A 24,453-nucleotide genomic window follows, 5' to 3' on the forward strand; every position below is an offset into this window, starting at 1 on the left:
CAGACTGGCGAGCATGACCGGATTCCGCCCGCTGCTGAACCTCCTCCTGCCTGCCCTGCTGCCGCCGGTCGCGGTGCTCGCCAGCCTGATCGGCTTCGGCCATCCGCTCTGGGCGATGCAGAGCATCCGCACGCCGGTGGTCCCGGCGCCCTATGCCTTCTCGATCTGGGGCGTGATCTTCGCCCTCGCCCTCGCCTGGGGCTTCTGGCAGGCGCGGCCGGCGCAACGGGCCGATCCGCGCGTCGCGCGGCTGCGTGGGCCGGCGGCGGCGGCTTTTGCGCTGATGCTGCTCTGGATGGCGGTGGCGCAACTCACGCCGAATGGCTGGCACCTGCTGGCGATCATCCTCGCCCTGCTGGTGGCGGCGCTGGTGGCCCTGGTCCGGGCGGTGCGGCAGCCGGCCGTGGGCGGGGCCTGGCGCTGGGTGGTGCGGCCGCTGTTCGGCCTGCTCGCCGGCTGGGTCTCGGCAGCGAGCGTGGTGAACCTCTCGGGCGCGGCGGCGACCACGGGCTTCGACTGGTTCGGCACCGATCCCGGGCTGGTAGCGATGGGGCTGGTGCTGCTGGCTGCCTGGATCGGCGCGGCGGTGCTGCGGCGGGTGCGGGGCGATCTCTGGTATGCCGCGGCGCTGCTTTGGGCGTTGGCGGCGGTGATCGTCAGCAATCTCGGCGGGCCGCAGCCGGCGGTGGCAGTGACCGCCGGGCTGGGGATGCTGCTGGTGGGCGTCGCGGCCTGGCTAGCCCGGATAGGCGACAAACGGCCCGTGTAGCGGCCGTGGCAGTAGCGGCAGGGCATGGGCAGCAGCCAGCAGCAGCGCCCGCTTCGGCGAGGGTGCGGCGGCGACCGAGGCGCGCAGCCGCTCCAGCCCGCCGGCGCGGTCGCCATGGCGGATCAACTCCCGCCCCATGATCCAGGCATTCTCCGCCTCGGCCCGGCGGCGCACCCGTTCCACCCCGGCTTGGCCCAGCCGCTCGATCAGCGCCGGGTTGCTGTAGATCGCCGCCATGGCAGGGGCGAAGGCGGCCGGGTCATGTGCCATGCGGCGATAGGCGCTGCCCTGGCGCTCGCGCACGAAGAGCAGCGGCTCCGGACCCTCCACCGCGACGAAGGGGCCCTGGAGGGCAAGGCGGATCCAGTATTCCCAATCCTCGCCATAGCGGAGATGGGACAGGAAGGGGCCGGCGAGGCGGATCGCCTCGCGCCGGATCAGCAGATGGCCGCCATTGACGAAGAGGTTCTGCACCAGCAGCCGGTCCAGCAGGTCGCCGGCGAGGAAGGGGCCGGATTTCAGCCGCAGCGGCAGGTCGCCGGGCTTGGCCTCCTCGGCCATGACGGCATAGCCGCCATGGGCGGCGACGGCGGCGGGGACCGTTTCCAGCGCCGCCAGCAACCGCTCCAGCGCATCCGGCGCCAGCCAGTCATCGGCATCGAGGAACAGCACGGACTCGCCCCGGGCTTCCGCCATGGCACGGCTGCGGGCGGTGGAGACTCCGGCATTCTCCTGTCGGATCAGGCGGATGCGTGGATCGGGCCGGGCGGCGACCACCTCGGCGGTGCCGTCGCGGCTGCCGTCATCCACCACCAGCAGCTCCCAGTCCGAAAAGGACTGGGCGAGCACGCTGTCCACCGCTGCCCCGACATAGCGGGCAACGTCATAGGCGGGCATCAGGATGGAGACGGCGGGAGCCGGGGTAGCGAGATCGCGGAGCATGCGGCGCAAGCTGCCGCAGTGCCCGCGCGACCGGGCATCACGGATGCGAGGCCGCGCGGGGTTGTGTGCAGCCTACAGGTACACGGCCTTCATGCCGCCGGCCGGGACGGCGGCGGAGATCCGGGCCACACCCTCCGGCGTCAGCCGCACCGAGAGGGCGCCCAGATTCTCCTCGACTCGCGGCAGGAAGCGGGTCCGGGGATGGCGACCACATCCTCGCCCTGGGCCAGCAGCTAGGCGAGGGTGAGCTGAGCCGGGCTGCAGCCCTTCTCGGCCGCGATCGCCGCCATTTGGGCGACCAGCCGGCGATTGGCGCGAAGTGGGCATGGCCGGCATCCTCCGAGTCAGGCGGCGCGGAGAACCCGCCCCGCCACCGCCTCCAGCTTTGCCAGCATGGCCGGGTCCCGCATCTCGGGTGCAGTGATCAATGCGTGGTCCAGCGCCCGGTCGCAGCCGGCGGGGCAGGGACCGCGGCGCTGGCCGAGCTGCGGCACCACCGCCTTCACCAGCGCCCGCGCCTTGTCGGCATTGGCGAACAGGACCTTCACCACTTGGTCCACCGTCACATGGTCATGGTCCGGGTGCCAGCAATCGAAGTCCGTCACCATGGCGACGGTCGCGTAGCAAAGCTCCGCCTCGCGGGCGAGCTTCGCCTCCGGCATGTTGGTCATGCCGATCACGCTGCAGCCCCAGCTCCGGTAGAGCTCGCTCTCGGCCTTGGTGCTGAATTGCGGGCCTTCCATCACAAGGTAGGTCCCGCCGCGGGTCACCGGCAGGTCGAGCCCCCGCGCCGCCGCCTCCAGCGCATCGCCGAGCCGGGGGCAGACCGGATGGGCGACCGAGACATGGGCGACGCAGCCGATGCCGAAGAAGCTCTTCTCGCGCGCGAAGGTGCGGTCGATGAACTGGTCGACGATGACGAAATGCCCGGGCGGCAGATCCTCCCGCAGGGAGCCGACGGCGGAGAGGGAAAGGATCTCGGTGACGCCCGAGCGCTTCAGCGCATCGATATTGGCGCGGTAGTTCAGCGCCGAGGGCGGGGTCGGATGGCCGCGGCCATGGCGGGGCAGGAAGACGCAGCGCACGCCGGCGAGCCGGCCGAAGAGCAGCGCATCCGAGGGCTCACCCCAGGGCGTCTCCACCCGGCGCCATTCGCGCTCCTCCAGCCCATCGATGTCATAGAGGCCGGAGCCGCCGATGAGGCCGATGACGGGTTCGATCTGCTCGGTCATGCGATGCATCCTGTCTGTCGAGCGGCTTTTGGGCCACGCCGGCGGGCGGATCAACCGGGGGCCATGGCCGGGCCGGACGGGGCGGGCCATGCTGGCGCCGATCCCCGACCGGAGTCCGCCATGACCGCCCGCCTTCTCGCCCTGCTGCTGCTGCTCGGCGCCTGCAGCCCGACCGTCGCGCCGGTGGAGAGCAGCCGCATCGACCGCGGCACAGCCCTGCCGCCACCGGGGCTGGCGGCGCCGGCAATCCGCTGAATTGCAAAGGGCCGCCCGAGGGCGGCCCTTTCCGTATCCGGCGGGGAGCCGGGTTCAGTGGACGTCGTGCCACACCTTGCGCTTCACCGCATAGGCCAGGCCGCCGAGGATAGTGAGGAAGATGATCATCTTCACCCCGAGCGCCTTGCGCTCCTCCATCTCCGGCTCGGCCGCCCAGGTGAGGAACTGGGTGACGTCGGTCGCCATCTGCTCCAGCGTCGCCTTGGTGCCGTCATGGTATTCCACCTGGCCCTCGCTCAGGGGCTGCGGCATGGCGATCTGGTGGCCGGCGAAATACTTGTTGTAGTGCAGGCCCTCGGCGACCTGGACGCCGGCCGGCGGGTCGCCATAGCCGAGCAGCAGGGCGTGGATGTAATCCGCACCGCCTTCCCGAGCCTTGGTGATGACCGAGAGGTCCGGCGGATAGGCGTTGTTGTTCGCCGCGCGCGCCGCCTGTTCGTTGGCGAAGGGGCTCTTGAAGCGATCCGAGGCACGGCCCGGCCGCTCGATCATCTGGCCGTCGTCATTCGGCCCGTCGGTCACCTGCACGGTCGCCGCGATCGCCGCCACCTCGGCCTCTGAGAGGCCGATCTGCCGCAGGTTGCGGTAGGACATCAGATGCATCGAGTGGCAGGAGGCGCAGACTTCCTTATAGACCTGGAAGCCGCGCTGTGCCGAGGCGCGGTCGAAATGGCCGAACAGCCCCTCGAAGGAGAAGCGGGTGTTCGGCAGCTCGACCTCCTCGCCGGCCGCGAAGGCCGGGCCGGCGGCGATCAGGCCGAGCCCGAGGGCGAGCGCCCGGAGGGTGGGGAAACCGGACATTCAGGCCTTCTCCATCGGCTTGCCCATGGCGCCGGCCGGCAGCGGCCCACCGCCGCGCAGCACCGGGCGGGCGATGCTCTCGGGCAGCGGCAGCGGCCGTTCCAGCCGCCCCAGCAGCGGCAAGATCACCAAGAAATAGAGGAAGTAGTAGGCGGTGCAGACCCGGGCGATGGTGACGAAGGGCTCCTCCGGCGGCTTGCCGCCGCAATAGAGCAGCACCAGGAAGGTCACGCACCAGACGGCGAAGAAGGGCCGCGCCAGCGGGCGGAACCGCATCGAGCGCACCGGCGAGGTGTCGAGCCAGGGCAGCACGAAGAGGATGGCGATCGAGCCGAACATCAGCAGCACGCCGCCGAGCTTGTCCGGCACCGCGCGCAGGATCGCGTAGAAGGGCAGGAAGTACCATTCCGGCACGATATGCGGCGGCGTCACCAGCGGGTTGGCCGGGATGTAGTTGTCCGCGTGGCCCAGCATGTTCGGGAAGAAGAAGACCAGCACGGCGAAGACGATGAAGTAGACCACCAGGCCGACGCTGTCCTTCGCCGTGTAGTACGGGTGGAAGGGGACGGTGTCCTGCGGGCCCTTCGGGTCAATGCCGAGCGGGTTGTTGGACCCGGTGATGTGCAGCGCGGCCACATGCAGGAAGACCACGCCGAAAATCACGAAGGGCATCAGGTAGTGGAGGCTGAAGAAGCGGTTCAGCGTCGGGTTGTCGACCGAGAACCCGCCCCAGAGCCAAGTGACGATGCTCTCGCCGACCAGCGGGAAGGCGCTGAAGAGGTTGGTGATGACGGTCGCGCCCCAGAAGGACATCTGGCCCCAGGGCAGCACGTAACCCATGAAGGCCGTCGCCATCATCAGCAGGAAGATGACCACGCCGATCATCCACAGCAGTTCACGCGGCGCCTTGTAGGAGCCGTAGTAGAGGCCGCGGAAGATGTGGATATAGACCACGATGAAGAACATCGACGCGCCGTTGGCATGCGCGTAGCGCAGCAGCCAGCCGTAATTCACATCCCGCATGATGCGCTCGACGCTGTCGAAGGCCATGCTGGTATGGGCGGTGTAGTTCATCGCCAGGAAGATGCCGGTGACGATCATGATCAACAGGTTGACCATGGCCAACGCGCCGAAATTCCAGAGGTAGTTGAAGTTACGGGGCGTGGGAAACGTCCCGTACTCCTTCTGCATCATGGTGAAGACGGGCAGCCGGGCATCGACCCAGCGGATGACCGGGTTCGCGAAGTCGCTCTTGTGAAGGCCAGTGGCCATGATGGGCAGGCTCCTCAGCCGATCCGGATCTGCGTATCGGAGGTGAAGGCGTAGGAAGGGACGGGGAGGTTCAGCGGCGCCGGTCCCAGGCGGATGCGTCCGGAGGTGTCATAGGCGCTGCCATGGCAGGGGCAGAACCAGCCGCCATAGGGCCCGCGCTGGTCGGTCGGCTTCTGGCCGAGCGGGATGCAGCCCAGATGCGTGCAGATCCCGATCACCACCAACCATTGGTCCTTCTTGACCCGTGCCTGGTCGGGTTGCGGATCCTTCAGCTCGGAGATCGGCACGGCGCGGGCAGCCTTGACCTCCTCCTCCGTCCGGTGGCGGACGAAGACAGGCTTGCCGCGCCAGACCACGGTGATGGCGGCGCCGGCGGCGATCGGCTTCAGGTCCACATCGGTGGTGGAGACGGCGAGCGTGTCGCGGGCCGGGTTCATCGAGCTGATGAAGGGCCAGGCGATGGCCCCGACGCCCACCGCCGCGAAGGAGCCCGCCACGAGTTGCAGGAAGTCCCGGCGGGTCTCGCCGTCATGCGGCGCCGGGTGCGCCAGAGTTTCGGCCATGCCTCATCGTCCCTGGTCGCGGCCGGACCCCGGTCCCGACAGGGGAGGGGATGCGGCCGGAATGCTTCGGAGCGGCCGGGTTTCCGGGCTCCGGATGCCCGGACCCCGCGTCCCCCAGGCGCGCTGCGCCGCATATAAAGGTAGGCTTGGCAGGGTGGCAATGCGCCGGGGGCGACATCGCCCCCCTATCTGCCGCCAAACCGATGCCGGACCCGCCGGCCACAGCCAGGAGCGAGACCGTGACCGAGGCCCCGAACCTTCCCTTGACCGAGCATCGCCTGGCCGGCCCCGCCCGCGCCTGGTTCGAGAGCCTGCGCGACCGCATCTGCGCCGCCTTCGAGTCGCTGGAGAAAGAATGCGACACCGGCCCGCATGCCGGCCTGCCGCCTGGCCGCTTCCAGCGCAGCGAATGGACGCGGGAGGGCGGCGGCGGCGGGGTCATGTCCCTCATGAAGGGCCGGGTCTTCGAAAAGGTCGGGGTCAATTGCTCGACCGTGCATGGCGAATTCTCGCCTGAATTCCGCAAGCAGATCCCGGGCGCCGAGGAAGACCCGCGCTTCTTCGCCACCGGCATCTCATTGGTGGCGCATCTGCGCAGCCCGCGGGTGCCGGCGGCGCATTTCAACACCCGCTTCCTGGTGACCCGCCGGGCCTGGTTCGGCGGCGGCGGCGACATCACCCCGATGGCGCTCGATTCGCCCGAGTCCAAAACCGATGCCGCCCGCTTCCACGCCGCCTTCCAGGCCGCCTGCGACCGCCACGATCCAGCCTACTATCCGCGCTTCAAGCAGTGGTGCGACGAGTATTTCTGGCTGCCGCACCGGAACGAGGCCCGCGGCCTCGGCGGCATCTTCTTCGACTGGCTGGGCGACCGCACCCCGGGCCATGGCGAGGATGCCGATTTCGCCTTCGTCCGGGATGTCGGCCTCGCCTTCCTCGAAGCCTACCCGTCTATCATCCACGACCGGATGCGGGAGGCCTGGACGCCCGCCGAGCGGGAGCACCAGCTGGTCCGCCGCGGCCGCTATGTGGAGTTCAACCTGCTGCATGACCGGGGCACGCTCTTCGGCCTGAAGACCGGCGGCAATGTCGAGGCGATCCTGATGTCCCTGCCGCCGGAAGCGAAATGGCCCTGAACGGGCGCATTGTCCGGCCCTGGGCTTCGGTCCAGGCTGGCCGCCAAAGCTGAAGGAGACGCCCGATGCGCGCAGTCTGGTACGACCGGCAGGGACCAGCCGGCGAGGTCCTGACCTATGGCGAGCTGCCGACGCCGAGCCCGGGACCGGGCGAGGTGCTGGTCCGCCTCGCCACCTCCGGCGTCAATCCCTCGGACTGGAAGAGCCGCAGCGGGCGCGGCCGGCCCATGACCTTCCCCCGCGTCATCCCCCATAGCGACGGCGCCGGCCATATCGAGGCGGTAGGCGAGGGGGTGCCGCGGCAGCGGATTGGCCAGCGGGTCTGGACCTGGAACGGCCAGTGGAAGCGGCCCTTCGGCACCGCGGCGGAATATATCGCGCTCCCCTCGGAGCAGGCGGTGCCGCTGCCGGAGAATGTCGGCTTCGCCGAGGGCGCCTGCCTCGGCATTCCGGCGCTGACCGCGCTGCATGCCGTCCTGACCGATGGCGGCGTCACCGGGCAGCGGGTGCTGGTCACCGGCGGGGCCGGGGCGGTCGGGCATTACGCCATCCAATTCGCCCGGCTGCTCGGCGCGGCTCAGGTCATAGCCACCGTCAGCGGCGAGGCCAAGGCGGCGCATGCCATGACGGCCGGGGCCGACCAAACGGTGAATTACCGCAGCGAGGATGTCGCCGACCGGGTCCTGGCGCTGACCGGCGGGGCGGGGGTGGACCGCGTGGTCGAGGTGGACCTGACCAGCGGCGCGCCGCTGCTGCCGCGGCTGATGGCGCCGGGCGGGGTCTGCGCCGCCTATGGCTCGAACGGGCCGGAGGCGACGGTGACCTTCGGCGCCGCCATCCTGAAGGGCATCGCGCTCCGCCTCTTCATCGTCTACGAGCTGACGTCGGCCGACCGCGCCAGGGCAATCGGCGCGCTGACGCCCTGGCTGGAACGCGGCCTGCTGCAGCATGCGGTCGCGGCCCATGCGCCGCTGGCGGAATGCGCCGCGGCGCATGATGCGGTGGAGCGCGGCGCCTATATCGGCAACCTGGTCCTCGACTGCTGAGGCCTACGGGCCGCAGGCCGGCTAATCCGCCGACGCCTTCAGGGCGCGGATGCGCGGATCGGCGGTGAGGTCGAGGAGGTCGATCTCCTCCTCGATCACATGGAAGGCGTCGTCGCCGATGGTCCCGTGGGAGCGAAGCGAGGCCAGCACCCGGCGCTGCGCCGCCACCGCCCGGCGCTGCAGTACGGCCAGATCCTCGGCGCCGCCCTCTGCCGGGCGCAGCCGGGCGACATAGTCCCGCTCCAGCACCGCGGCGGCGCGGCCGGGCGGGGCCTGCCGTAGCGTGGCAAGCGCCGCCTCGGCGGTGGCGCGGCGGGCCAGTGCCACTTCGCGCTCCACATCGCCGTCATCCGGCAGGCGCAGCCGTTCCAGCAGCCAGCGCAGGGTGAGGCCCTGCAGGACCAGGGTCACCAGCGTCACGGCGAAGGCGGTCAGCAGGATCAGGTCGCGGAAGGGGAATTCGGCCGGCAGGGCCAGCGCCGCGGCCAGGGTGACGATGCCGCGCATGCCGCACCAGCCGACGACCAGGCTGCCGCGCAGGCTCGGCCCCTCGCCGGGCTTGCGGCCGATCCGCGCCACCACCGCATAGCCCATCACCCAAGCGAAGCGGACCAGGATGACCACGGCGCAGGCCGCGGCGGCGAAGCCGGCATCGCGCCAGCCGCCGCCATCGAGCCGCTCGAGGATGCCGCGGAGCTGGAGGCCGATCAGGATGAAGGCGAGGATGTTGAGGACGAAGACCGCCACGTCCCACACCGCATAGCTGGCGATCCGCGCCCGCCCATCCATCCGCAGCGGGGCAAAGCGGGCAATGGTCATGGCATAGGCGACCATGGTGATGATGGCGGATACACCGAGACGCTCAGCCAGCAGCCAGACCGCGAAGGTGCCGAGGAACTGCACCAGCACCGCGATCGAGATGTCCTGCCGATTCGCCTCCAGCTTGAACCAGAGCCAGGCGGCGCCGATGCCGAGCAGCGCGCCGCCGCCGCAGGTCAGCAGCAGCATCGGCACCACCTCCCAGCCGCTGACTGCCGCGCCCATGGCGGCGCCGACCGCGACGCGGAACAGCAGCAGCGCGGTCGCGTCGTTCAGCAGGCTCTCGCCTTCCAGGATCACCAGCACCCGGTGCGGCGGGCGGAGCTGGCGCAGCACCGCGGCGGCGGCCGAGGCATCGGGCGGGGCGACGATCGCGCCGAGCGCGATGGCGGCGGCCCAGGGCAGGCCCGGCTCCACCCACCGCGCCACCGCGGCGACGGCGAAGGCGGTGCAGAGCACGCAGACCAGGACCAGCCCGGTGACCGGCAGCCAATTCGCCCGAAGGTCGCGCGGCGAGGCGTCGTACGCAGCGTCCAGCAGGGTGGGCGCGACAAACAGGGCGAGCGCCAGGTCGGGGTCGAGATTGATCTGCGGCAGGCCCGGCACCAGCGCCCCGGCCGTGCCGGCCAGGGCCAGGAGCGCCGGATAGGGTGCCTGAAGTCGCTTCGCCAGGACGGCCAGCAGGGCGCCGGCGAGCAGGAGCCCGATGACGGTCTCGAAGATCAGCATGCGGCACCTTTCCCGGCGGCGGCTCTGCGGTCATCCTCCCCTTACCAGACCGAAACCGGGAGAGAACCGCCATGATCCGTCGCCGCGCCCTGATCGCGGGCGCACCGAGCCTGCTCGCCGCCCCCGCCCTGGCCCAATCCCTCGGCGACTGGCCGAACCGCCCGGTCCGTGTCGTGATCCCCTGGCCGCCCGGCGGCTCGACCGATGTGCTGGCGCGGCTGGTCTGCGAACAGCTCGGCACCAAGCTCGGGCAGAATTTCATCCTGGAGAACCGGCCGGGTGCGGGCGGCAATATCGGCATGGAGGTGATCGCGAAGTCGCCGGCCGATGGCTATACCCAGGGCCCGGCGACCATCGCCAACCTCTCCATCGCGCAATTCCTCTATGCGCGGCTGCCCTTCGACCCCGAGAAGGATTTCTCGGTGATCTCGATGCATTGGGAGCTGCCGAATGTGCTGGTGGCGCCGGCGCAATTCTGCCCGGCCAACAATGCGCGCGAGTTCATCGAATGGGCGCGGTCGCGGCCGAACGGCGTCTCCTTCGGCAGCCCGGGTGTCGGGACCACGGCGCATCTCTGCGGCAGCATGTTCTGCGACCGGCAGAAGATCGATGGCCAGCACGTGCCCTTCCGCGGCGCGGCACAGATCATCCCGGCCATACTGGCGGGCGACCTGACCTTCGCCCTCGACAACCTCGCCAGCTACATCCCGGTGATCCAGGAAGGCCGGATGAAGGCCTTCGCGGTGACGAGCCCGGAGCGCTGGCCCTCCCTGCCGAATATCCCGACCATGGGCCAGGCCGGCATCCCGGATTTCGTCGTGACCTCCTGGTGCGCCTGGGTCGGGCCGGCGGGGATTCCGCGCCCGATCGTGGACCGGGTGAATGCGGCGATGAAGGAGATCGCCGAGGACCCGGCCATGCAGCGGCGCTTCGAGCAGACCGGCGCCCGCTGCGTCTGGAGCACGCCGGAGGATGCGGTGAAGCATGCGGCCAGCCAGCGGCCGATGCTGAAGGAGATGGTCCGCATCTCCGGCGCCAAGATGGACTGATGCCCCGGCCGGGCTACCGGTCCTGCTGGTAGCCCTGGTTCGTGGTGTTCTGCTTGATGTCGCCCTGGCGCCCCTGTTCGCCGAGGTTGCGGTCGCGGCTGGACTTCACGGCCTCGGCCTCCTGGGCGCTCATATCGCCTTCGGGGCTCTGGGCCCCGGGGCCGTGCGGGCTGCGATTGGCCGGCGGGACCGGCGGCAGATGGGCCTTGGATGACATGGCGTTCCCCGTTGGGTGGTGATGGATGGGATCAACGCCGCCCCGGCGCGGGGCGTTCCGCCGCCTGCCCCTGGTAATCCACGGCGCCCCGCCGCATACCGCCCGCCATGCCCACCCCCAGCACCGCCCCGCTTTGGCTCAATAGCCTGTTCGTGGACCATGCCCTGTTGCGCCTCGGCTGGCGCAATTGGGGGGTGGTGGCACCGGGGCGGCTCTATCGTTCGAACCACCCGATGCCCTGGCAGCTCCGGGCGGCGGCGCGGCGCTTCGGCCTGAGGACGGTGATCAACCTGCGGGGTGAGCGGACCGGCTGCGGCTCCGACCGGCTCGGCAGGGCGGCGGCGGCAGAACTCGGCCTCGACCATATCGATGCGCCCTTCGAGAGCCGGGGCGCGCCGCATAAGGACCGCATCCTGCGGCTCGCCAACATCTTCGGGACAATGCGGGAGCCGGCGTTGCTGCACTGCAAATCGGGCGCCGACCGCACCGGCCTCGCCGCCGGGCTCTGGCTGCTGCTGCAGGGCCGGCCGCCGGAGGAGGCGCTGGCCCAGCTCTCGCTCCGCCATGGACACTTGCGGCAGAGCCGCACCGGCATCCTCGACGCCTTCTTCCTCAGCTATGCCGCGGCGCATCGGGGGACCGGCAAGCCCTTCCTCGACTGGCTGCGGGATGATTACTCCGAAGCCGCGCTGCGCGAGGCCTTCCAGTCCCAGGGCTGGGCGGACCGGCTGATGGATGGCGTGCTGCGGCGGGAGTAGCTAACCGAGCAGGCCGAAGCGCGCCGCGAGGGTATGGATCCGCCCGACCAGAAGGTTGCACAGCACCGTCCGGGTCAGGTGGAAGCCGAGCACCAGCGGCACGCCGAGCTCCAGCGCCTTGGCCGTCAGCGCCATCTCCGGCATTCCGCCCGGTGCCATGCCGAGGATCATCGCCGCCATCGGCAGTCCGGCCAGCGCGCCGATACCGACCGCGAGCACGGTCAGCAGCAGCGACAGCACGGCGGAAGAGATCAGGGCCGCGACCGCCAGCCGGTGCGAGGCGAGCAGGAAGCTCCGCGTCAGCCGCGTGCCGAGCGTCGCGCCCATCGCCACCTGCGCCGCATCCACCAGCGGCACCGGCACGCCGGAGGGAAGATGGCCGCTGGCAGCGAGCAGGATGCCGAGCGCGCAAGGCCCGAGCATCCAGGGATTGGCGATGCCGAGCCGGCGCAGCGGCCAGGCCAGCAGCAGCCCCGCCGCCGCCATGGCGAGGAGACCCGGCCACCAGGTCGCGGCGCGGGCGGCGGTGAAATCGCCATAGTCGCCATGCGGCGCCAGCCAGCCGAGCAGCGGCGGGAAGGTCAGCACCACCACCAGCACGCGCATGGTCTGGGCCAGGGTCACGGTGGCGACCGAGGCCCGCGCCTCCTGCGCCAGCATGGCCATGACGATCACACCCCCTGGCACCGAGCAGAAGAAGGCGGTCTGCCCATCCGTCCCGGCCAGCCGGGTAAAGAGCCGCGCGACAACCAAGCCCGAGAGGATGGCCAGCACGCCGCCCAGCAGCATGACCGGCAGCGCCCCCATCACCGCCGCCAGCACCGGGCCGGAAAAGGTGATGCCAAGGGCGAGGCCGAGGAAGACCAGCCCCGCCGGCCGGGCCCAGCCGGGCATGGCGACCGGGCGGCTCCATGACAGGGCGGCCGTCGCCACCATGGCGCCGATCATCCAGGCGAGCGGCACATGCAGCAGGTGCATGAACCCACCGCCCAGGGCGGCGCAGCTGCCGGTGATGAGATGGATGCGGGTGGGGGAGGTCGCGGGGGCGCTCAAGGCAGGCAGGTTCGCGCGCCCGGGGTCGGCGGTCAAACCGGGGGCCGCGTTAAGCCCTTCTTCACCGCAGTCGCGTTAGCTGAGCAAACGGTTGCCATGATCCCATCCGACGCCATTCCCCCGATCGCCACCCGCACCCACGCGCCCGGCCCCGGTCCGGTCGCCGTGGCGGCGCCGGCCGCCATGCCGGCAGCGCCCGCGCCCGCGGCGACGCCCAGCCCGAGCCTGCGGATCGATCCCGCGCTCGGCATCGTCGTGATGGAATTCCGTGACGACACCGGGCAGGTAGCGGCGAGCTTGCCGACTGAGCGAGAACTCGCCGCCTATCGCAATGCCGCCAGGAGCGGCCAGGCGCCGGGCCCTAGCGCGGACCCAGAGCCGACCCCTGCGCCGACCCGAGGGTAAGGGTCCGCGATTCACCCTCTGCCCGGCTGGGCAGGCGGGTCGGCACCAGCGTGGGCAGGCCGAGCACCTCCTCCTCATGCCGCATCACGCGGCGGGCGAGCTTCAGCGCCTGGTAGCAATCATCGGCCTCGGCGCAGGCGAGCGCCTGGCGCAGCATCTCCCGCGCGAGGGCCGAGGTGGTGGCGGTCTGGAAATCGGCGATCAGGGCGCGGGCTGCCTGCATCCCGCCGTCGCGCTCCTCCTCCGAGCCGATATAGGCGGTCTGCAGGGCGAAATAGATCCGTCGCGCCGGCGTGGTCGCGGCCTCCGGCGGCATGATCTGCTTGCCGAACAGGAACCGTGCCTTGGCCGCCAGCTCGATGCGGGTGCGGTTGCGGAAGCGGATCGGGGCGCCATTGACGACCATCAGGTCGCCCTGCCGCAATTCGAGGACCAGCGTGGACATTCTTGTTCCTTTCGAACCCGCGCCGCAATGTTGGCGCGGATGGTCGCATGCCCCGCTTAACGCGGGCTGAAACCCGACCCCGCCTCACCGGAGATAGCCGGCGAGGCTGAGCGAGCCGAGCGCGCCGATGGCGGTGTAGCTCGCCTCCAGCGTGGTCTTGGTCGATTGCAGCCGGGTGAGGACGGCGGCGAGGTCGATCTCCTCGATCCCGGCCAGCTGCGCCTTGAGCGAATCCTGCAGCTCCGCATGCCGGGTCTGCTGCGCCTCCAGCCGGGCCTGGGTCTGGCCGAGCGCGCCCTGCTCATCGGCCAGGGCATCGGCGGCGCTCTGCAATCCGCTGCGGATGGTATCTGCCATGGCCTGGAAATCGGCCGGCGAGGCGGTCTGGGCCGGGGTGAGGGCGGCGATGCTGGCCAGGCCCCGAAGCAGGTCCCGCACCCAGGAGCCGGTGGTCTCCCCGGCCGAGCGTGCCGCCGCGTTGCGGTTGGCGAAGAGCCCGACCGGCGTCGCCGTGCCATCGGCCGAAAGCAGGCTGCGCCGCGGCTCCACCCCGCCTCGGGCGGGATCGGAGAGGAAATCGGAGAAGGGCGTGGTGCCGGCGCTGTCATCGAGCGCAGCGGCGCGGGTCGCGGCCGCGACGGTGGCCGCATTGCCGCCGCCGAGCGTGCCGATGGCAGCGGCGATCTGGCTCGCCATGCCGCCGGTCGGCAGCGCATCCGGGTCGGGCACCGGCGGATTGGCGAGATCGCTGCCGCCGAACAGGTATTCGCCGCCCGACTGGGTGTTGAGCAACTGGCCGACCTGGACCATGGCATCGCGCGCCTGAGTCGCCGCCAGGGCGAGGGATTGCGGGTCCTTGGAATCGAGCTTCACCGCCACCCCATCGCCGAAGCGCCGGGCGATGACCGCCAGCTGGCCGAGCGCGCCCTGCGCCGCCTCCAGCCGCGGGAGTGTCAGGCCGATGGCGCCGGAATAGGCGGTGCGCCGGGCCATCTCGGCACGCAGGTCGAGGGCACGCGGCAGCTGCGGCGCGAGGTCGCCCGGCGCCTCGGCCTTCAGCCCGGTGGTCACCTGGCGGCTGAGGGATTGCATCCGCGCCCGCAGCAGCGCCGCGTCGGCCGAAAGCCCGCCGAGCAGGTCGATCCGTGCCATCTCAGCGCACCGCGCCCAGCAGGGCGTCCCACATGGATTGCAGCGTGCCGATCACCCGCGCATTGGCCGCATAGGCATTCTGCAGCGTGACCATCCCCGCCATCTCGGCATCCACATCGACGCCGGAGCGGGCAGCGAAGCGCGCCTCCAGCGCGGTCTGGAGGGCTGTCGCGCTGTCCTTGGCCGTGGTCGCCGCGGCGCGGTCGCCGAGCTGGGCGGTGGTGACGGCGCCGGCATAGTCGGCGATGGTTCCGCCCGGCACGAAGGGCGAGGCGAGGCTGCCATCCGGGCCGAGCCCGGCGCTGGCGATAGGCGGCCAGGGACTGCCAGGCGCTGCCTCCCGCCCCAGGCTGTGTTTCAGCACGCGGTCGACCAGGGTGGTGAAGCCGGCGGGCCCGCCCGGAGGATTGGGCGTGAAGGCATCCGGCCCGCCGGGGCTGGCCGCCACAGCATGGGTGCCGTCGCGCAGCAGGCCAGGATCGGCGGCAACCGCCGCGCCGATCCGCAGCCGGGCGGCGAGGCCGGGCTGGGTGCTGCCGGCATAGGGCTGCGACGGGTCCGGCAGCGTCGTGCCATCCGCATCGGTAAAGAGCGCCAACCCCTCCCGCCCGAAGCGATCGGCGAGATTGGCGGCGACCAGATCCGTCTCCGCTTGGTAGCGCGGCAAGGTGCGGTCGCGCAGCGCGACATATTCGCCGAGCCGGCCGCCCGCGAGCTGCGCCGTGACGTCGATCCCGTTCAGGGTCACGCCCGGCAGGGTGCCGGCGGGGGGACCATGATAGGTATCGGGCGTGACGGTCGCCGGCGCCACCGCCAGCACGTCATGCCTTGGGTCGAGCGGCAGCACCACGCCGCCGCTCGCCACCAGAAGCAGGTCGCCGCCCGGCTTGCGGATGGCCTGGATGTCGAGGCTCTCGCCGAGGCTGGCGATGGCGGCGTCGCGCTGATCCTCGAGCGCGGCGGCATCGCCGCTCTCGCCGGAGCGGAGCTGGAGGGTGAGGCCGGCGATCCGGCGCAGCGCCGCATTGGCGGCCGCCACCTCCTGCACCATTCCGTCCTGAGCCTGCTGCCGGGCCGCGCCGATCGCGGCGGAGACATCGTGCAGCCGCGTGGTCACGGTCTCGGCGGCGGTGAGGACCGCGCGCTGCTGCCCGGCATCGGCCGGGGTGACGCGGAGGCTGGTGAAGGCGCCGGCCAGCGCGCCCACCGCATCGCCGAGCGTCGCGCCATCGCCCGTCGCGCCATGCGCCTGCTCGATCCCCTGCAGCAGGGCTTCCCGCGCCTTCGCTGCGGCGACCGCGCCGCGATTGCGTTCGAGCTGGAGCTGCACGGCGGTATCGACCGCGCGCTGCGCCGCACCGCTTCGCAGCCCCGCCGGCATCTCGCCGATATCGACCGCCTGCTGCGGCACCGTCCGCCGGGTGTAGCCCGGCGTATCCGCATTGGCGATATTCTGCGAGGTCTGGGCGAGGCTGCGCTGGACGGCGGCGAGGCCGCTGCAGGCGATGCCGAGGGCGAGGTTGAGGCTCATCGCCTAAGACCCTGCCTAGCGCCGCATGTTGATCGTGTCCTGCAGCAGCTCGTCGGTCGCGGTGACGACCTTGGTATTCGCCGTATAGGCGCGCTGCGCGACGATCAGCTTGCTGAACTCGGAGGCGATGTCGACATTGGACCGCTCGACGGAGCCGATGACGAGCTTGCCGACGCCGTTCGAGGCGGCATCCGTCACCCGCGCCTCGCCGCTTTCCGGCGTGCGCATGAAGGCTTGGCCGTCGAGGCGTTGGAGCTTGTCCGGGTCGTTGAAGGCGACCAGCGGGACGCGGGCGATGACGCGGCTCTGGCCATTGTCGTAATTCACCGCGACATCGCCATTGGCCGCCATGCTCAGGCTGGAGAAGGCGCCGAGCGGGACGCCGTTCTGCGCCTGGTTGCGGACGCTGAACTCGGCCGAATACTGGGTGACGCCGACCGCCTTGCCGAATTGACCGAGCGAGAGGGTAACGGTCTGTGGCCCTTCACCGAAATCGGCGTTGAAGGTGATGGCGGCGGGATCGCCGACCGCGCTGGTCGCCGGCAGGGTGACGGAGCCGGTCGCGGTGCCGATGGTGCCGATGGTGCCATCGGCGACGGCTGGCGTGGCGCCGGTGCCGAAATCGAGCGCGACGCCGCCGCGGATCGGGTTGTTGACGTCGTCGGGCACCTCGACCTGGAGGTTCCAGTGATTGGTGAGGCTGGCGCTGAAGACGAGGTTCACCGTGTGCAGCCGGCCGAGCGAATCATAGAGTTGTGCCTGGGCCGTGCTCGGCGTCGCGGCGAGGTCGGCGGGGAGGTTGGCCGAAAGCTCGATCTGGCTGGTCGGGATCGGGTTGAAGACCTGCTGGTTCACCCGGATCGGCTCGACCTTGGTGCGGTCGAGAGTGCCGCCCGTATCGACCGGCCAGCCCTTCAGATAGTAGCCCGAGCCATTGGTGAGATAGCCATCCGCATCGCGGGTGAAGTCGCCGGCGCGGCTGAAGAATTGCCGTTCGTCGAAGACCGGCTGGCCATCGACGCTACCCTTGGCGAGTGCCACGCTGAAGAAGCCCTGGCCGCCGATCGCCATGGCGAGCGGATCCTCGGACTGCTCGATCGTGCCCTGGACGGTGTTGGTATAGGCCGGCTTGCCGATGACGGCACCGGGCAGGTTGATCGATTGGTTTGAGGAGGTGATGTAGGAGACGAAATTGGTATCGACCCGCTTGTAGCCGACCGTCTGGCTGTTCGCGATGTTGTCCGAGATGTTCCCGAGCGACCGGCTTTGCGAGGTCAGGCCGCTGATGGCGGCGGTGAGCGAGCCGAAGAGGGACATGCGTGGTGCTCCGTCAGGCCGGTATTCACGGCAACCCAGGCAGCGGGCGTGCCAGGGCAGGACGGGGCGGTGATGGCCGGGCCTGCCGGCCGGGCGGCAGCTTCTGCCGGGAGGCGGGCGTGCATTGCCGGCGGCGGGTGGCGCGACGCTGGCCCGCGATTCGCAGCGGGGCGCGGCATGGACCTCGCCGCCGCCCTGCCGACCGCCGCCTCTCCCGCCGTGCTGCTGGGCGCCCCGGGCGCGGGAGCCGACCCGGCGGGGCGGGGCGGGATCGGGGTGGGCGGCTTCGCCCTGGCATTGCTGGCAGCGGGGGAGGGAGCGGGGCCCGTGGTGCCGGCGGCGCCCGGGCTGGCGGTGCCGGCGGCCGCGACTCCGATGCTGGCGACGCCCGTCGCGCCCCCCGGCTTGCCGGTGGCGGCGGCCCTGCCGGCGAGTGTGGTGCCTGCCGCAGCTGAGCCTGTGGCGCCGGGGCCGGTGATGGCCGCGTCCATCGGAGCCCCGGTCGGAGGGAGCGGGTCGGCGTCAGCTGAATCCGCGCTGCCGGAGGCCGCGCCGCCGGCCGAGGAGGCCGAGCCGAGCGAAGCCGATCCCGACCCGGCAGAGCCTGCGCCGAAGCCGGAGGCGGCGGCGGTAGTCCCGGCTCCATGGGCACCCCCATCCCCGCTGCCTGCACCACAGTCTCTGGCACCACGGCCTGAAGCGGTTGTCGGCCCCCCGACCCTCGCGCCGCCGCCATCGTTCCAACCGTCCCGTGCGGGGGACCCGGTGTCTTCGAAGCATGCGCCGGACGTGCCGGAACGGGCCGAAGAGGGTGCGCCGCCTCGCGATCAGGCGATACCCGTGGTCCAGCCCGACCCGGCCCCTTCGCCGACTGCCATGCCGGCCTCCGCCCCGCCGCCGCCAGTTCGCCCCGCGACCCTGTTGGTTGGTGAGCCGCCGCGCCTAGCGCCTAGCCAGGCGGCTTCCCTGCCACCCGTTCCCTCGGCCATGCGGCCACAGGGAACAGACCGGCCGGCACCGGACGCGTCGCCGTACTCCATAGCAGCGATGCGGGAGCCGGTGGCGGAGCCCACCGCCCTGGCGCCGCCCGAGGCATCCGATGCGACGCTGGCGCCCCCGGCGAGCGCGCATGTATCTGCTGCACCCGTACCCGCCCCGATGCCGGCCGCGGCCGTGCCGCCCGATTCCATGGCCCCTGGCCTCAGCCCGCCGCCGCCGGTCCCGGCCGCCGAGCCCGCCACCCCGGCGGCGCCCTTCGCCAGCACGCCACCGCCGCTCCCACCCGCACGGCAGGTGGCGCAGGCGACGATCACCCTGGCCCTCGGCAATGGCCAGGCGCCGCGCCTGACCGTGGCGCTGGAGCCGGAGGCGCTCGGCCGGGTCGAAATCCGGATCGAGCGCGGTGCCGAGGGCGAGCCGGCCAGTGTCCGGGTTCTGGCCGAGCGGCCGGAGACCCTCGCCCTTCTGCAAAGGGACCAGCGGGAACTGGACCGCAGCCTCTCCCTCGCCGGGATCAGCGTGCCGGAAGGTGGGCTGCAATTCGGTTTGGCAACGGGGGGCGGCGAGGGTGGCGGGCGGCAGGCCCAGGGCTGGTCCGGCGGCCGCGGCCCGGCCGCGCCGCCGGAGCCCAGCCCTGCGCCCCTTCTCGCCCTCTCGCTGCTCGACATCGCCGTCTGACGGAGTCCCCGCCATGACCACCACCAGCGCCACCACCGCCAGCGCGGCGCCCGCCGCCGCCAGCGCCGCCAAGCCCGGCGGCATCGCCGGCGACTTCAACACTTTCCTGACGCTGCTGACGACGCAGCTGAAGAACCAGGATCCGACCAAAGCCATGGACACGAACGAGATGACGAACCAGCTCGTCTCCTTCGCCTCGGTCGAGCAGCAGATCGCGGTGAACAGCAACCTGACCAAGCTGATTGCCCTGCAGCAGGGCGCGCAGCTCACCGCCGCGGCGCCGCTGATCGGCCAGCAGGTGGAGGTCGAGAGCGACCAGCTGAGCCTCCAGGACGGGGCCGCGGCGCTTCGGCTGCCGGCCGCCGGTGCCGCACGGCAGGCGGTGGTGCGGGTGCTGGATTCCGCCAACCGCATCCTGCGGCAGGAAACGGTCACGCTCGGTCCCAAGGCGCAGGACTGGCGCTGGGACGGGCGCAGCGGCAGCGGGGTGCGGCAGGCCGATGGCGCCTATCGCTTCACCATCGCCGGGCGCGACGCGGCGGGGGTGGACCAGCCGCTGGCGGCGACCGTACTCGCCACCGCTACGGCGGCACAGCGGCCGGCGGGCGGTGACATCCAGCTCAGCCTGGGCGCACTCTCGGTCGGCTTCGATGCAGTGCGGGGGCTGGCCGGCCGCTGATCAGCGTGCGGCGGCCGGGGTTGCGGCGAGCGGGTTGGCCAAGGGTGGTGGGGCGGCAGGCGCGGAAGCATTGGCAACCACGGTGCGGATGCCAGGCGCTGCCTGCTCGGCCACTGCATAGGCGATATCGCCCCAGAGCCGGTTCAGCCGTCCGGTCGGGATCTCGTTGATCTGCACCACCCGGCCCAGCTCCTCGCCATCGCGCCGGCTGACGATCCACTGGATCTCCACCCGCTGCTGGCCGGGCACCCCGGCCCGGGCGAGGACGACATCGGCCTGCAGCGCATAGGCGGCACCCTCGGCCAGGTCCTGCACGACGAAACCCTCATTGCCGAGGAATTCGCGCATGCGGGCGGCGAGGGCCTGGTTGCCGTCGCCGGTCGCGCCGGTGACGCCGACGAAGCGGATGCGCGGCGGACCGGCGGCGATGGATTGTGGGTCGGTCGATTTCCGCGCCGCCTCCACCTGAAGCAGGAGCTGGGTCAGCTTCGGCGCCGCCTCGGCCGCGACGGCGGTGAAGAGCTCGGGCGAGGGGTCGCCCCAGGCGCGCAGCGGCACCGCCGCGCCGGGCGTCACCGCCTGCTGCCGGCCATCGGCATCGAGCAGGCGGAAGCGCGGCTGAACCGAGGCTCCCTGATGCTCGGCGACAATCTCCACCCGCCAATCGAGCGGCAGCGGCGCCGGCGTGGCGATGGCAGGCACGTCCTGCGCCTGGAGCGCGGCGGCGACCTGCTCGGCCAGCGTCTTGGCCGCGGCATCGGTCAAGAGCGCCTGGCTTGGCGGTACGACGGCGAGGCGGACGGCGAGCGGGATTGCCAAACGCTGCGCGGTCGCGCCGGGCCGACCGCGGAAGGGTTGCGGCAGGTCGCCGCAGGCGCCGAGCGCCAGCAAGGCAAAGAGGGGCAGGAGCCTAGAGCAGCGCACAGGCGACCATGATCGTCAGAAGGGTGAGGACGAAAAACTGGACCATATAGGGCATCGGTCAGGTCGCGATGCTGATGGCGGAGAGCTGGTGCCCGATCGGGCCGCCCCCGGCCAGGGTGCGCCGGCGATGGCTGAAAAACCGGTCATCATTCGCCAGTGTGTCGGTATCGGCCGTCTCCACCAGCGCCAGCCCGGCGGCGCGGAGACGGGCGGCGCAATAGCCGGCGAGGTCGAATTGCCAGCGATCCTCCCGCTTTCCGGGGCCGAAATGCCGGGCGTCGGCAGGGTCGCGGGCCAGCACGGCCTCGCGCAGGTCGGGCCCGACCTCGTAGCTCGCCTGGCCGATGCAGGGGCCGACCGCGGCGGCGATGCGGGAGGTCTCGGCGCCGAGCCGGGCCATGGCGGCAATGGTCGCTTCCAGCACGCCATCCACCGCGCCGCGCCAGCCCGCATGGGCAGCACCGATCACGCCGGCCGCTGCATCGGCGAAGAGGACCGGGGCGCAATCCGCGGTGACGATGCCGAGCATGACGCCGGGGCGGCGGGTGACGGCGGCATCGGCGCGCGGGCCCTCGCCCTCGCGCCAGCCGGCCTCATCCACCTCGGCGACGGCGATGCCATGGACCTGGGTCAGGCCATGCAGCGCATCGGCGGGCAGACCGAGCGCATCGGCGGCGCGGCGGCGGTTCTCCCGCACGCGCTCCCGGTCGTCCTGGCCGGAGAGCGAGCAGTTCAGCGCCGCCCATGGTCCCTCCGAAACACCGCCGCGGCGGGTGAAGAAGCCGTGGCGGAGGCCGGGCAGCTCAGCGAGGCCCGGCGTGGTCAGGTATTCGGCAGAATTCATACTGGCTCGAAGCCCGGAGGAATGGCGAGCCCCGGATGACACAGGCAGAGCGCCTTGAACAGCCGCCCCATCCCCTCCGGCGCCACCAGCCGCTCGGCGCCCGAGAGGATCAACCCGGCTTGGCGGGGGTTGCTGCGGGCAAGGATGGCGGCCCGGCTCATCAGGCCGAGGCGCTGGAGGAAGAGGCCCATCGGCAGCGGGCCATGCGCGGCGGCGCCGGCCCCGCGCGCCGCCTCGGCCAGGGCGGCGAAGGGGACATGGGCGGTGACATCGACGCTGCCGGGGGCGGCCAGCGGATCGGCCGGCCCATGCGCCGAGAGGGCCTGGAGGCTGTCGCCGAAGCCGGCTTCGGCCGGGCCGTAATCGAGAATCAGCGCCGCGCCGCCCCCGCTCCGGAGCCGTTCAGTGAGGCTCCGGGTGAGGGCAAGGCCGGCCTCGGCCAGCTCATGGATCGCACCCTCGGGCGCTTCGGCGGGAAGGGGCGGAGCGGCCTCCGGCGGGAGTTCGAGGAAGGCGCCGTCCTGCACGAAGCGCTCCCGCCAGCCGCCCTCGCGGTGGATGAATTGGCGGATCGGCAGGGCGTCGAGGAATTCATTGGCGATGAGGATGGCGGGGCCGGGCGGCACCTCCTCCACCTGGTCATGCCAAGTGGCGCCGGGCAGGCGGGCGGCCTGGGCGGCGCGGAGGGTAGGGGAGGCCTCGACCAGATGCAGGTCGATGGCGGCGCGGAAGGCGGGCATCACCTCGGCGATGGCGCGCAGCGCATCGGCCATGAGGGTGCCACGGCCGGGGCCGAGCTCCACCAGCCGGAGCGGCGCCGGCGCCCCCATCATCTGCCAGGTGACCGCGGCCCAGAGGCCGAGGCATTCGCCGAAAGCCTGGGAGATCTCGGGCGCGGTGGTGAAGTCGCCCGCGCGGCCGAAGGGGTCGCGCCCGGCGTAATACTCCGCCACGGCGCGCGCCATGAAGGCGTCGAGGCGCTCGGGGGTGCTCAGGCCAGGGCCTCCCGCGCCGGCTTGGCGCGGAGCATCAGCCAGGCGCCGACCAGGATCATCGGCAGCGACAGCAACTGCCCCATGGTCGCACCGGCGAAGAGGAAGCCGAGGAAGGCATCCGGCTGGCGGAAGAACTCGCCGATGAAGCGCGCCACGCCATATCCGGCCAGGAAGGCGCCGGAGACGAAGCCGCGCCGCGCCCGGATCGCCGGCTGGTGGACCAGCACCTGCAGCAGGATGAAGAGCAGCATGCCCTCCATCCCCGCCTGATAGAGCTGGCTCGGATGCCGCGGCTCCGGCCCGCCGGTCGGGAAGACCATGGCCCAGGGCACGTCGCTGACCCGGCCCCAGAGCTCGCCATTGATGAAATTCGCCAGCCTGCCGAGGCAGAGCCCGATCGGCACCACCGCCGTCACCCGGTCGGCGAAGCCCAGCGGATCGAGCCGCTGCTGCCGGCAGAACAGGAAGATGGCGATGATGACGCCGAGCGCGCCGCCATGGAAGCTCATCCCCCCCTGCCAGACCTCGAAGATCTCGAGCGGATGGGTGAGATAGTGGATCGGCCGGTAGAACAGCACATAGCCGAGCCGCCCGCCGAGGATGATGCCGAGCGTCGTCCAAGTGACGAAATCGTCGATCTGCTCGCGCGTGGCGACCTGCGGCGGCAGCGCGACCAGCCGGCGGGCAAGCCACCAGCCGCCGAGAATGCCGGCGATATAGGCCAGCGCATACCAGCGGATGGCGAGCGGCCCGATCTGGACCAGCACCGGGTCGATGACCGGGAAGGGGATGGCGAGGAGCATCAGCGGTACGGGTCGTCCTGCATGAGGAAATCCTGCACGGTGCGGCGGACCCCCTCCTCGAGCGGCGTCATCTGCGCGTTGAAGCCTGCCGCGCGCAGCCGGTCCAGCGGCGCCTCGGTGAAATACTGGTATTTGCCGCGGAGATCCTGCGGCATGTCGATGTAGCGGATATCGGGCGCGCGGCCCATGGCGGCGAACATGGCGCCGACCAGGTCGCGGAAGCTGCGGGCGCGGCCGGAGCCGAGGTTGAAGAGGCCGGAGGCCTGCGGGTTGTCGAGCAGCCAGAGCATCACCGCGACGCAATCGTCCACATGGACGAAGTCGCGCTTCTGGTCGCCATCGGCGATGCCCTCCCGGTCGGAGCGGAACAGCGTCGCCGGCTCGCCGCGCATCACCTGCTGGAATTTGTGGAACAGGACGCTGGCCATCCGGCCCTTATGCGCCTCGTTCGGGCCATAGACGTTGAAGAAGCGGAGCCCCACCCATTGCGGCGGCGCCGGCCGCCCGCGGCGCAGCAGGTCCACGACCCGCCGGTCGAAGGCCAGCTTCGACCAGCCATAGAGGTTGAGCGGCCGCAGCCGCGCCAGGGCCTCGGGTGAGGCATCGTCCTCGAAACCCTGCTCGCCGTCGCCATAGGTCGCGGCGGAGGAGGCGTAGATGAAGGGGATGCCGCGCTCGGCGCAGCCGGACCAGAGCCGGAGCGGCAACGCCAGGTTGGTCGCGGCGACTAGGTCGCCATCGGTCGCGGTGGTGGCACTGATGGCGCCGAGATGCAGCACCGCCTGCAGCGGCGGGGCGGAGGCCCAGAATTCCTCCAGTGCCTCGGGCGGGATCAGCCCGGCGATCGGATGCTTCGCCAGGTTCCGCCACTTCTCCCCCTGACGGAGGCGATCGACCACCATCACCTCCGCCCCGCGGTCACAGAGCGCGGCGACGAGGTTGGAGCCGATGAAACCGGCGCCGCCGGTGACGAGATACATCCTCGCGACCCCCGAGTTTCGGCGCGACGCGTGGTGGCG

26 protein-coding genes are annotated in these 24,453 nt (G+C 71.4%); 9 read left to right on the forward strand and 17 right to left on the reverse strand.

Features of this window, described 5'->3' with window-relative positions; all coding sequences use genetic code 11:
* Positions 1 to 13 precede the first annotated feature (13 nt).
* Positions 14 to 769, forward strand: a complete 756-nt coding sequence (locus JMJ55_RS01615) for a hypothetical protein (protein ID WP_202823735.1) — start codon at positions 14 to 16, stop codon at positions 767 to 769.
* Here JMJ55_RS01615 and JMJ55_RS01620 read toward each other — a convergent pair.
* Both JMJ55_RS01620 and JMJ55_RS01625 read right to left on the reverse strand, forming a co-directional pair.
* A complete protein-coding gene (locus JMJ55_RS01620) occupies positions 737 to 1,711 on the reverse strand; it encodes a glycosyltransferase family 2 protein (RefSeq protein ID WP_202823736.1) in 975 nt (324 codons plus the stop codon). The two genes, JMJ55_RS01615 and JMJ55_RS01620, sit on opposite strands and share 33 nt — an antisense overlap.
* Before the next feature lie 344 nt (positions 1,712 to 2,055).
* On the reverse strand, positions 2,056 to 2,943 hold the full coding sequence (locus tag JMJ55_RS01625) for an S-methyl-5'-thioadenosine phosphorylase (protein WP_202823737.1): 888 nt from the start codon (positions 2,941 to 2,943) through the stop codon (positions 2,056 to 2,058).
* Between the two features lie 120 nt (positions 2,944 to 3,063).
* Here JMJ55_RS01625 and JMJ55_RS31495 point away from each other — a divergent pair, with 120 nt between their 5' ends.
* Positions 3,064 to 3,198, forward strand: a complete 135-nt coding sequence (locus tag JMJ55_RS31495; protein WP_268885219.1) for a hypothetical protein — start codon at positions 3,064 to 3,066, stop codon at positions 3,196 to 3,198.
* A 54-nt stretch (positions 3,199 to 3,252) separates the two neighbouring features.
* Here the strand turns inward: JMJ55_RS31495 and JMJ55_RS01630 are convergent, their stop codons facing one another.
* From JMJ55_RS01630 to petA, 3 genes are read right to left on the reverse strand one after another with little or no spacing between them, the layout of a single operon-like run.
* Positions 3,253 to 4,020: a cytochrome c1 gene (locus JMJ55_RS01630; protein WP_202823738.1), complete on the reverse strand. Its 768-nt coding sequence runs from the start codon at positions 4,018 to 4,020 to the stop codon at positions 3,253 to 3,255.
* On the reverse strand, positions 4,021 to 5,292 hold the full coding sequence (locus tag JMJ55_RS01635) for a cytochrome b (RefSeq protein ID WP_202823739.1): 1,272 nt from the start codon (positions 5,290 to 5,292) through the stop codon (positions 4,021 to 4,023).
* Positions 5,293 to 5,306: 14 nt separating this feature from the next.
* On the reverse strand, positions 5,307 to 5,855 hold the full coding sequence (petA, locus tag JMJ55_RS01640; protein ID WP_202823740.1) for a ubiquinol-cytochrome c reductase iron-sulfur subunit: 549 nt from the start codon (positions 5,853 to 5,855) through the stop codon (positions 5,307 to 5,309).
* 239 nt (positions 5,856 to 6,094) lie between these two features.
* Here petA and hemF point away from each other — a divergent pair, with 239 nt between their 5' ends.
* Together hemF and JMJ55_RS01650 are read left to right on the forward strand one after the other, a co-directional pair.
* Positions 6,095 to 6,991 (forward strand): oxygen-dependent coproporphyrinogen oxidase, encoded by an 897-nt coding sequence (hemF, locus tag JMJ55_RS01645; protein ID WP_407927516.1) that lies wholly within the window; start codon positions 6,095 to 6,097, stop codon positions 6,989 to 6,991.
* Between the two features lie 65 nt (positions 6,992 to 7,056).
* Complete coding sequence (locus JMJ55_RS01650; RefSeq protein ID WP_202823742.1) at positions 7,057 to 8,037, forward strand: NADPH:quinone reductase; 981 nt, start codon at positions 7,057 to 7,059, stop codon at positions 8,035 to 8,037.
* 21 nt (positions 8,038 to 8,058) lie between these two features.
* Here the strand turns inward: JMJ55_RS01650 and JMJ55_RS01655 are convergent, their stop codons facing one another.
* Positions 8,059 to 9,585, reverse strand: a complete 1,527-nt coding sequence (locus JMJ55_RS01655; protein ID WP_202823743.1) for a cation:proton antiporter — start codon at positions 9,583 to 9,585, stop codon at positions 8,059 to 8,061.
* Positions 9,586 to 9,656: 71 nt separating this feature from the next.
* Between JMJ55_RS01655 and JMJ55_RS01660 the strand changes: the two genes are divergently transcribed.
* Positions 9,657 to 10,634, forward strand: a complete 978-nt coding sequence (locus JMJ55_RS01660; protein WP_202823744.1) for a Bug family tripartite tricarboxylate transporter substrate binding protein — start codon at positions 9,657 to 9,659, stop codon at positions 10,632 to 10,634.
* A 13-nt stretch (positions 10,635 to 10,647) separates the two neighbouring features.
* Here the strand turns inward: JMJ55_RS01660 and JMJ55_RS01665 are convergent, their stop codons facing one another.
* On the reverse strand, positions 10,648 to 10,851 hold the full coding sequence (locus tag JMJ55_RS01665) for a hypothetical protein (protein ID WP_202823745.1): 204 nt from the start codon (positions 10,849 to 10,851) through the stop codon (positions 10,648 to 10,650).
* Between the two features lie 107 nt (positions 10,852 to 10,958).
* Here JMJ55_RS01665 and JMJ55_RS01670 point away from each other — a divergent pair, with 107 nt between their 5' ends.
* Positions 10,959 to 11,609: a tyrosine-protein phosphatase gene (locus JMJ55_RS01670; protein WP_202823746.1), complete on the forward strand. Its 651-nt coding sequence runs from the start codon at positions 10,959 to 10,961 to the stop codon at positions 11,607 to 11,609.
* Here the strand turns inward: JMJ55_RS01670 and JMJ55_RS01675 are convergent, their stop codons facing one another.
* Positions 11,610 to 12,662, reverse strand: a complete 1,053-nt coding sequence (locus JMJ55_RS01675) for an AbrB family transcriptional regulator (protein ID WP_202823747.1) — start codon at positions 12,660 to 12,662, stop codon at positions 11,610 to 11,612. It abuts the gene before it with no gap.
* Positions 12,663 to 12,758: 96 nt separating this feature from the next.
* Here JMJ55_RS01675 and JMJ55_RS01680 point away from each other — a divergent pair, with 96 nt between their 5' ends.
* Entirely contained in the window at positions 12,759 to 13,067 is a 309-nt protein-coding gene (locus tag JMJ55_RS01680) for a hypothetical protein (protein WP_202823748.1), read from the forward strand.
* On the opposite strand, the gene JMJ55_RS01685 is transcribed toward JMJ55_RS01680, so the two are convergent.
* From JMJ55_RS01685 to flgE, 4 genes are all read right to left on the reverse strand, one after another.
* Positions 13,024 to 13,512: a flagellar biosynthesis repressor FlbT gene (locus JMJ55_RS01685; RefSeq protein WP_202823749.1), complete on the reverse strand. Its 489-nt coding sequence runs from the start codon at positions 13,510 to 13,512 to the stop codon at positions 13,024 to 13,026. The genes JMJ55_RS01680 and JMJ55_RS01685 overlap by 44 nt on opposite strands.
* A gap of 84 nt (positions 13,513 to 13,596) precedes the next feature.
* Entirely contained in the window at positions 13,597 to 14,664 is a 1,068-nt protein-coding gene (locus JMJ55_RS01690) for a flagellin N-terminal helical domain-containing protein (protein ID WP_202823750.1), read from the reverse strand.
* A gap of 1 nt (position 14,665) precedes the next feature.
* Positions 14,666 to 16,195: a flagellar hook-associated protein FlgK gene (locus tag JMJ55_RS01695; protein WP_202824315.1), complete on the reverse strand. Its 1,530-nt coding sequence runs from the start codon at positions 16,193 to 16,195 to the stop codon at positions 14,666 to 14,668.
* A 15-nt stretch (positions 16,196 to 16,210) separates the two neighbouring features.
* Entirely contained in the window at positions 16,211 to 17,512 is a 1,302-nt protein-coding gene (gene flgE, locus JMJ55_RS01700; RefSeq protein WP_202823751.1) for a flagellar hook protein FlgE, read from the reverse strand.
* Positions 17,513 to 18,571: 1,059 nt separating this feature from the next.
* On the opposite strand from flgE, the gene JMJ55_RS01705 reads away from it, so the two are divergent.
* Complete coding sequence (locus JMJ55_RS01705; protein ID WP_202823752.1) at positions 18,572 to 19,189, forward strand: flagellar hook-length control protein FliK; 618 nt, start codon at positions 18,572 to 18,574, stop codon at positions 19,187 to 19,189.
* Positions 19,190 to 19,202: 13 nt separating this feature from the next.
* Complete coding sequence (locus JMJ55_RS01710; protein ID WP_202823753.1) at positions 19,203 to 19,868, forward strand: flagellar hook assembly protein FlgD; 666 nt, start codon at positions 19,203 to 19,205, stop codon at positions 19,866 to 19,868.
* Here the strand turns inward: JMJ55_RS01710 and JMJ55_RS01715 are convergent, their stop codons facing one another.
* The 5 genes from JMJ55_RS01715 to rfaD are packed head-to-tail and all read right to left on the reverse strand — an operon-like array spanning position 19,869 to position 24,414.
* Positions 19,869 to 20,792, reverse strand: coding sequence for a hypothetical protein (locus JMJ55_RS01715; RefSeq protein WP_202823754.1), 924 nt, complete (start codon positions 20,790 to 20,792; stop codon positions 19,869 to 19,871). It lies immediately after the preceding gene.
* A 58-nt stretch (positions 20,793 to 20,850) separates the two neighbouring features.
* Entirely contained in the window at positions 20,851 to 21,636 is a 786-nt protein-coding gene (gene pgeF, locus JMJ55_RS01720; RefSeq protein ID WP_202823755.1) for a peptidoglycan editing factor PgeF, read from the reverse strand.
* Positions 21,633 to 22,601, reverse strand: coding sequence for a class I SAM-dependent methyltransferase (locus JMJ55_RS01725; protein WP_202823756.1), 969 nt, complete (start codon positions 22,599 to 22,601; stop codon positions 21,633 to 21,635). The genes pgeF and JMJ55_RS01725 overlap by 4 nt, the downstream gene beginning before the upstream one ends.
* A 26-nt stretch (positions 22,602 to 22,627) precedes the next feature.
* Positions 22,628 to 23,434, reverse strand: coding sequence for a prolipoprotein diacylglyceryl transferase (gene lgt / locus JMJ55_RS01730; RefSeq protein WP_202823757.1), 807 nt, complete (start codon positions 23,432 to 23,434; stop codon positions 22,628 to 22,630).
* Positions 23,434 to 24,414 carry an ADP-glyceromanno-heptose 6-epimerase gene (gene rfaD, locus JMJ55_RS01735; protein ID WP_202823758.1) on the reverse strand — a complete coding sequence of 327 codons (981 nt, stop codon included), beginning with the start codon at positions 24,412 to 24,414 and terminating at the stop codon, positions 23,434 to 23,436. Before rfaD ends, lgt begins: the two co-directional genes overlap by 1 nt.
* Between the last annotated feature and the right edge of the window lie 39 nt (positions 24,415 to 24,453).

The sequence above is a fragment of the Belnapia mucosa genome (assembly GCF_016775475.1).
In the GTDB taxonomy this organism is placed as follows: Bacteria; Pseudomonadota; Alphaproteobacteria; order Acetobacterales; family Acetobacteraceae; genus Belnapia; species Belnapia mucosa.

Excerpts from the sequence above, each read along its gene's own strand:
- JMJ55_RS01695 (WP_202824315.1), bottom strand. The coding sequence starts at position 16,195 with ATGAGCCTCAACCTCGCCCTCGGCATCGCCTGCAGCGGCCTCGCCGCC.
- JMJ55_RS01690 (WP_202823750.1), bottom strand. The coding sequence starts at position 14,664 with ATGGCACGGATCGACCTGCTCGGCGGGCTTTCGGCCGACGCGGCGCTG.
- JMJ55_RS01725 (WP_202823756.1), bottom strand. The coding sequence starts at position 22,601 with ATGGCGCGCGCCGTGGCGGAGTATTACGCCGGGCGCGACCCCTTCGGC.
- JMJ55_RS01635 (WP_202823739.1), bottom strand. The coding sequence starts at position 5,292 with ATGGCCACTGGCCTTCACAAGAGCGACTTCGCGAACCCGGTCATCCGC.
- JMJ55_RS01670 (WP_202823746.1), top strand. The coding sequence starts at position 10,959 with ATGCCCACCCCCAGCACCGCCCCGCTTTGGCTCAATAGCCTGTTCGTG.
- flgE (WP_202823751.1), bottom strand. The coding sequence starts at position 17,512 with ATGTCCCTCTTCGGCTCGCTCACCGCCGCCATCAGCGGCCTGACCTCG.
- JMJ55_RS01655 (WP_202823743.1), bottom strand. The coding sequence starts at position 9,585 with ATGCTGATCTTCGAGACCGTCATCGGGCTCCTGCTCGCCGGCGCCCTG.
- JMJ55_RS01615 (WP_202823735.1), top strand. The coding sequence starts at position 14 with ATGACCGGATTCCGCCCGCTGCTGAACCTCCTCCTGCCTGCCCTGCTG.
- lgt (WP_202823757.1), bottom strand. The coding sequence starts at position 23,434 with ATGCTCCTCGCCATCCCCTTCCCGGTCATCGACCCGGTGCTGGTCCAG.
- pgeF (WP_202823755.1), bottom strand. The coding sequence starts at position 21,636 with ATGAATTCTGCCGAATACCTGACCACGCCGGGCCTCGCTGAGCTGCCC.
- JMJ55_RS01625 (WP_202823737.1), bottom strand. The coding sequence starts at position 2,943 with ATGACCGAGCAGATCGAACCCGTCATCGGCCTCATCGGCGGCTCCGGC.
- JMJ55_RS01680 (WP_202823748.1), top strand. The coding sequence starts at position 12,759 with ATGATCCCATCCGACGCCATTCCCCCGATCGCCACCCGCACCCACGCG.
- JMJ55_RS01665 (WP_202823745.1), bottom strand. The coding sequence starts at position 10,851 with ATGTCATCCAAGGCCCATCTGCCGCCGGTCCCGCCGGCCAATCGCAGC.
- JMJ55_RS01650 (WP_202823742.1), top strand. The coding sequence starts at position 7,057 with ATGCGCGCAGTCTGGTACGACCGGCAGGGACCAGCCGGCGAGGTCCTG.
- JMJ55_RS01660 (WP_202823744.1), top strand. The coding sequence starts at position 9,657 with ATGATCCGTCGCCGCGCCCTGATCGCGGGCGCACCGAGCCTGCTCGCC.
- JMJ55_RS01685 (WP_202823749.1), bottom strand. The coding sequence starts at position 13,512 with ATGTCCACGCTGGTCCTCGAATTGCGGCAGGGCGACCTGATGGTCGTC.
- JMJ55_RS31495 (WP_268885219.1), top strand. The coding sequence starts at position 3,064 with ATGACCGCCCGCCTTCTCGCCCTGCTGCTGCTGCTCGGCGCCTGCAGC.
- rfaD (WP_202823758.1), bottom strand. The coding sequence starts at position 24,414 with ATGTATCTCGTCACCGGCGGCGCCGGTTTCATCGGCTCCAACCTCGTC.
- petA (WP_202823740.1), bottom strand. The coding sequence starts at position 5,855 with ATGGCCGAAACTCTGGCGCACCCGGCGCCGCATGACGGCGAGACCCGC.
- JMJ55_RS01620 (WP_202823736.1), bottom strand. The coding sequence starts at position 1,711 with ATGCTCCGCGATCTCGCTACCCCGGCTCCCGCCGTCTCCATCCTGATG.
- JMJ55_RS01710 (WP_202823753.1), top strand. The coding sequence starts at position 19,203 with ATGACCACCACCAGCGCCACCACCGCCAGCGCGGCGCCCGCCGCCGCC.
- JMJ55_RS01630 (WP_202823738.1), bottom strand. The coding sequence starts at position 4,020 with ATGTCCGGTTTCCCCACCCTCCGGGCGCTCGCCCTCGGGCTCGGCCTG.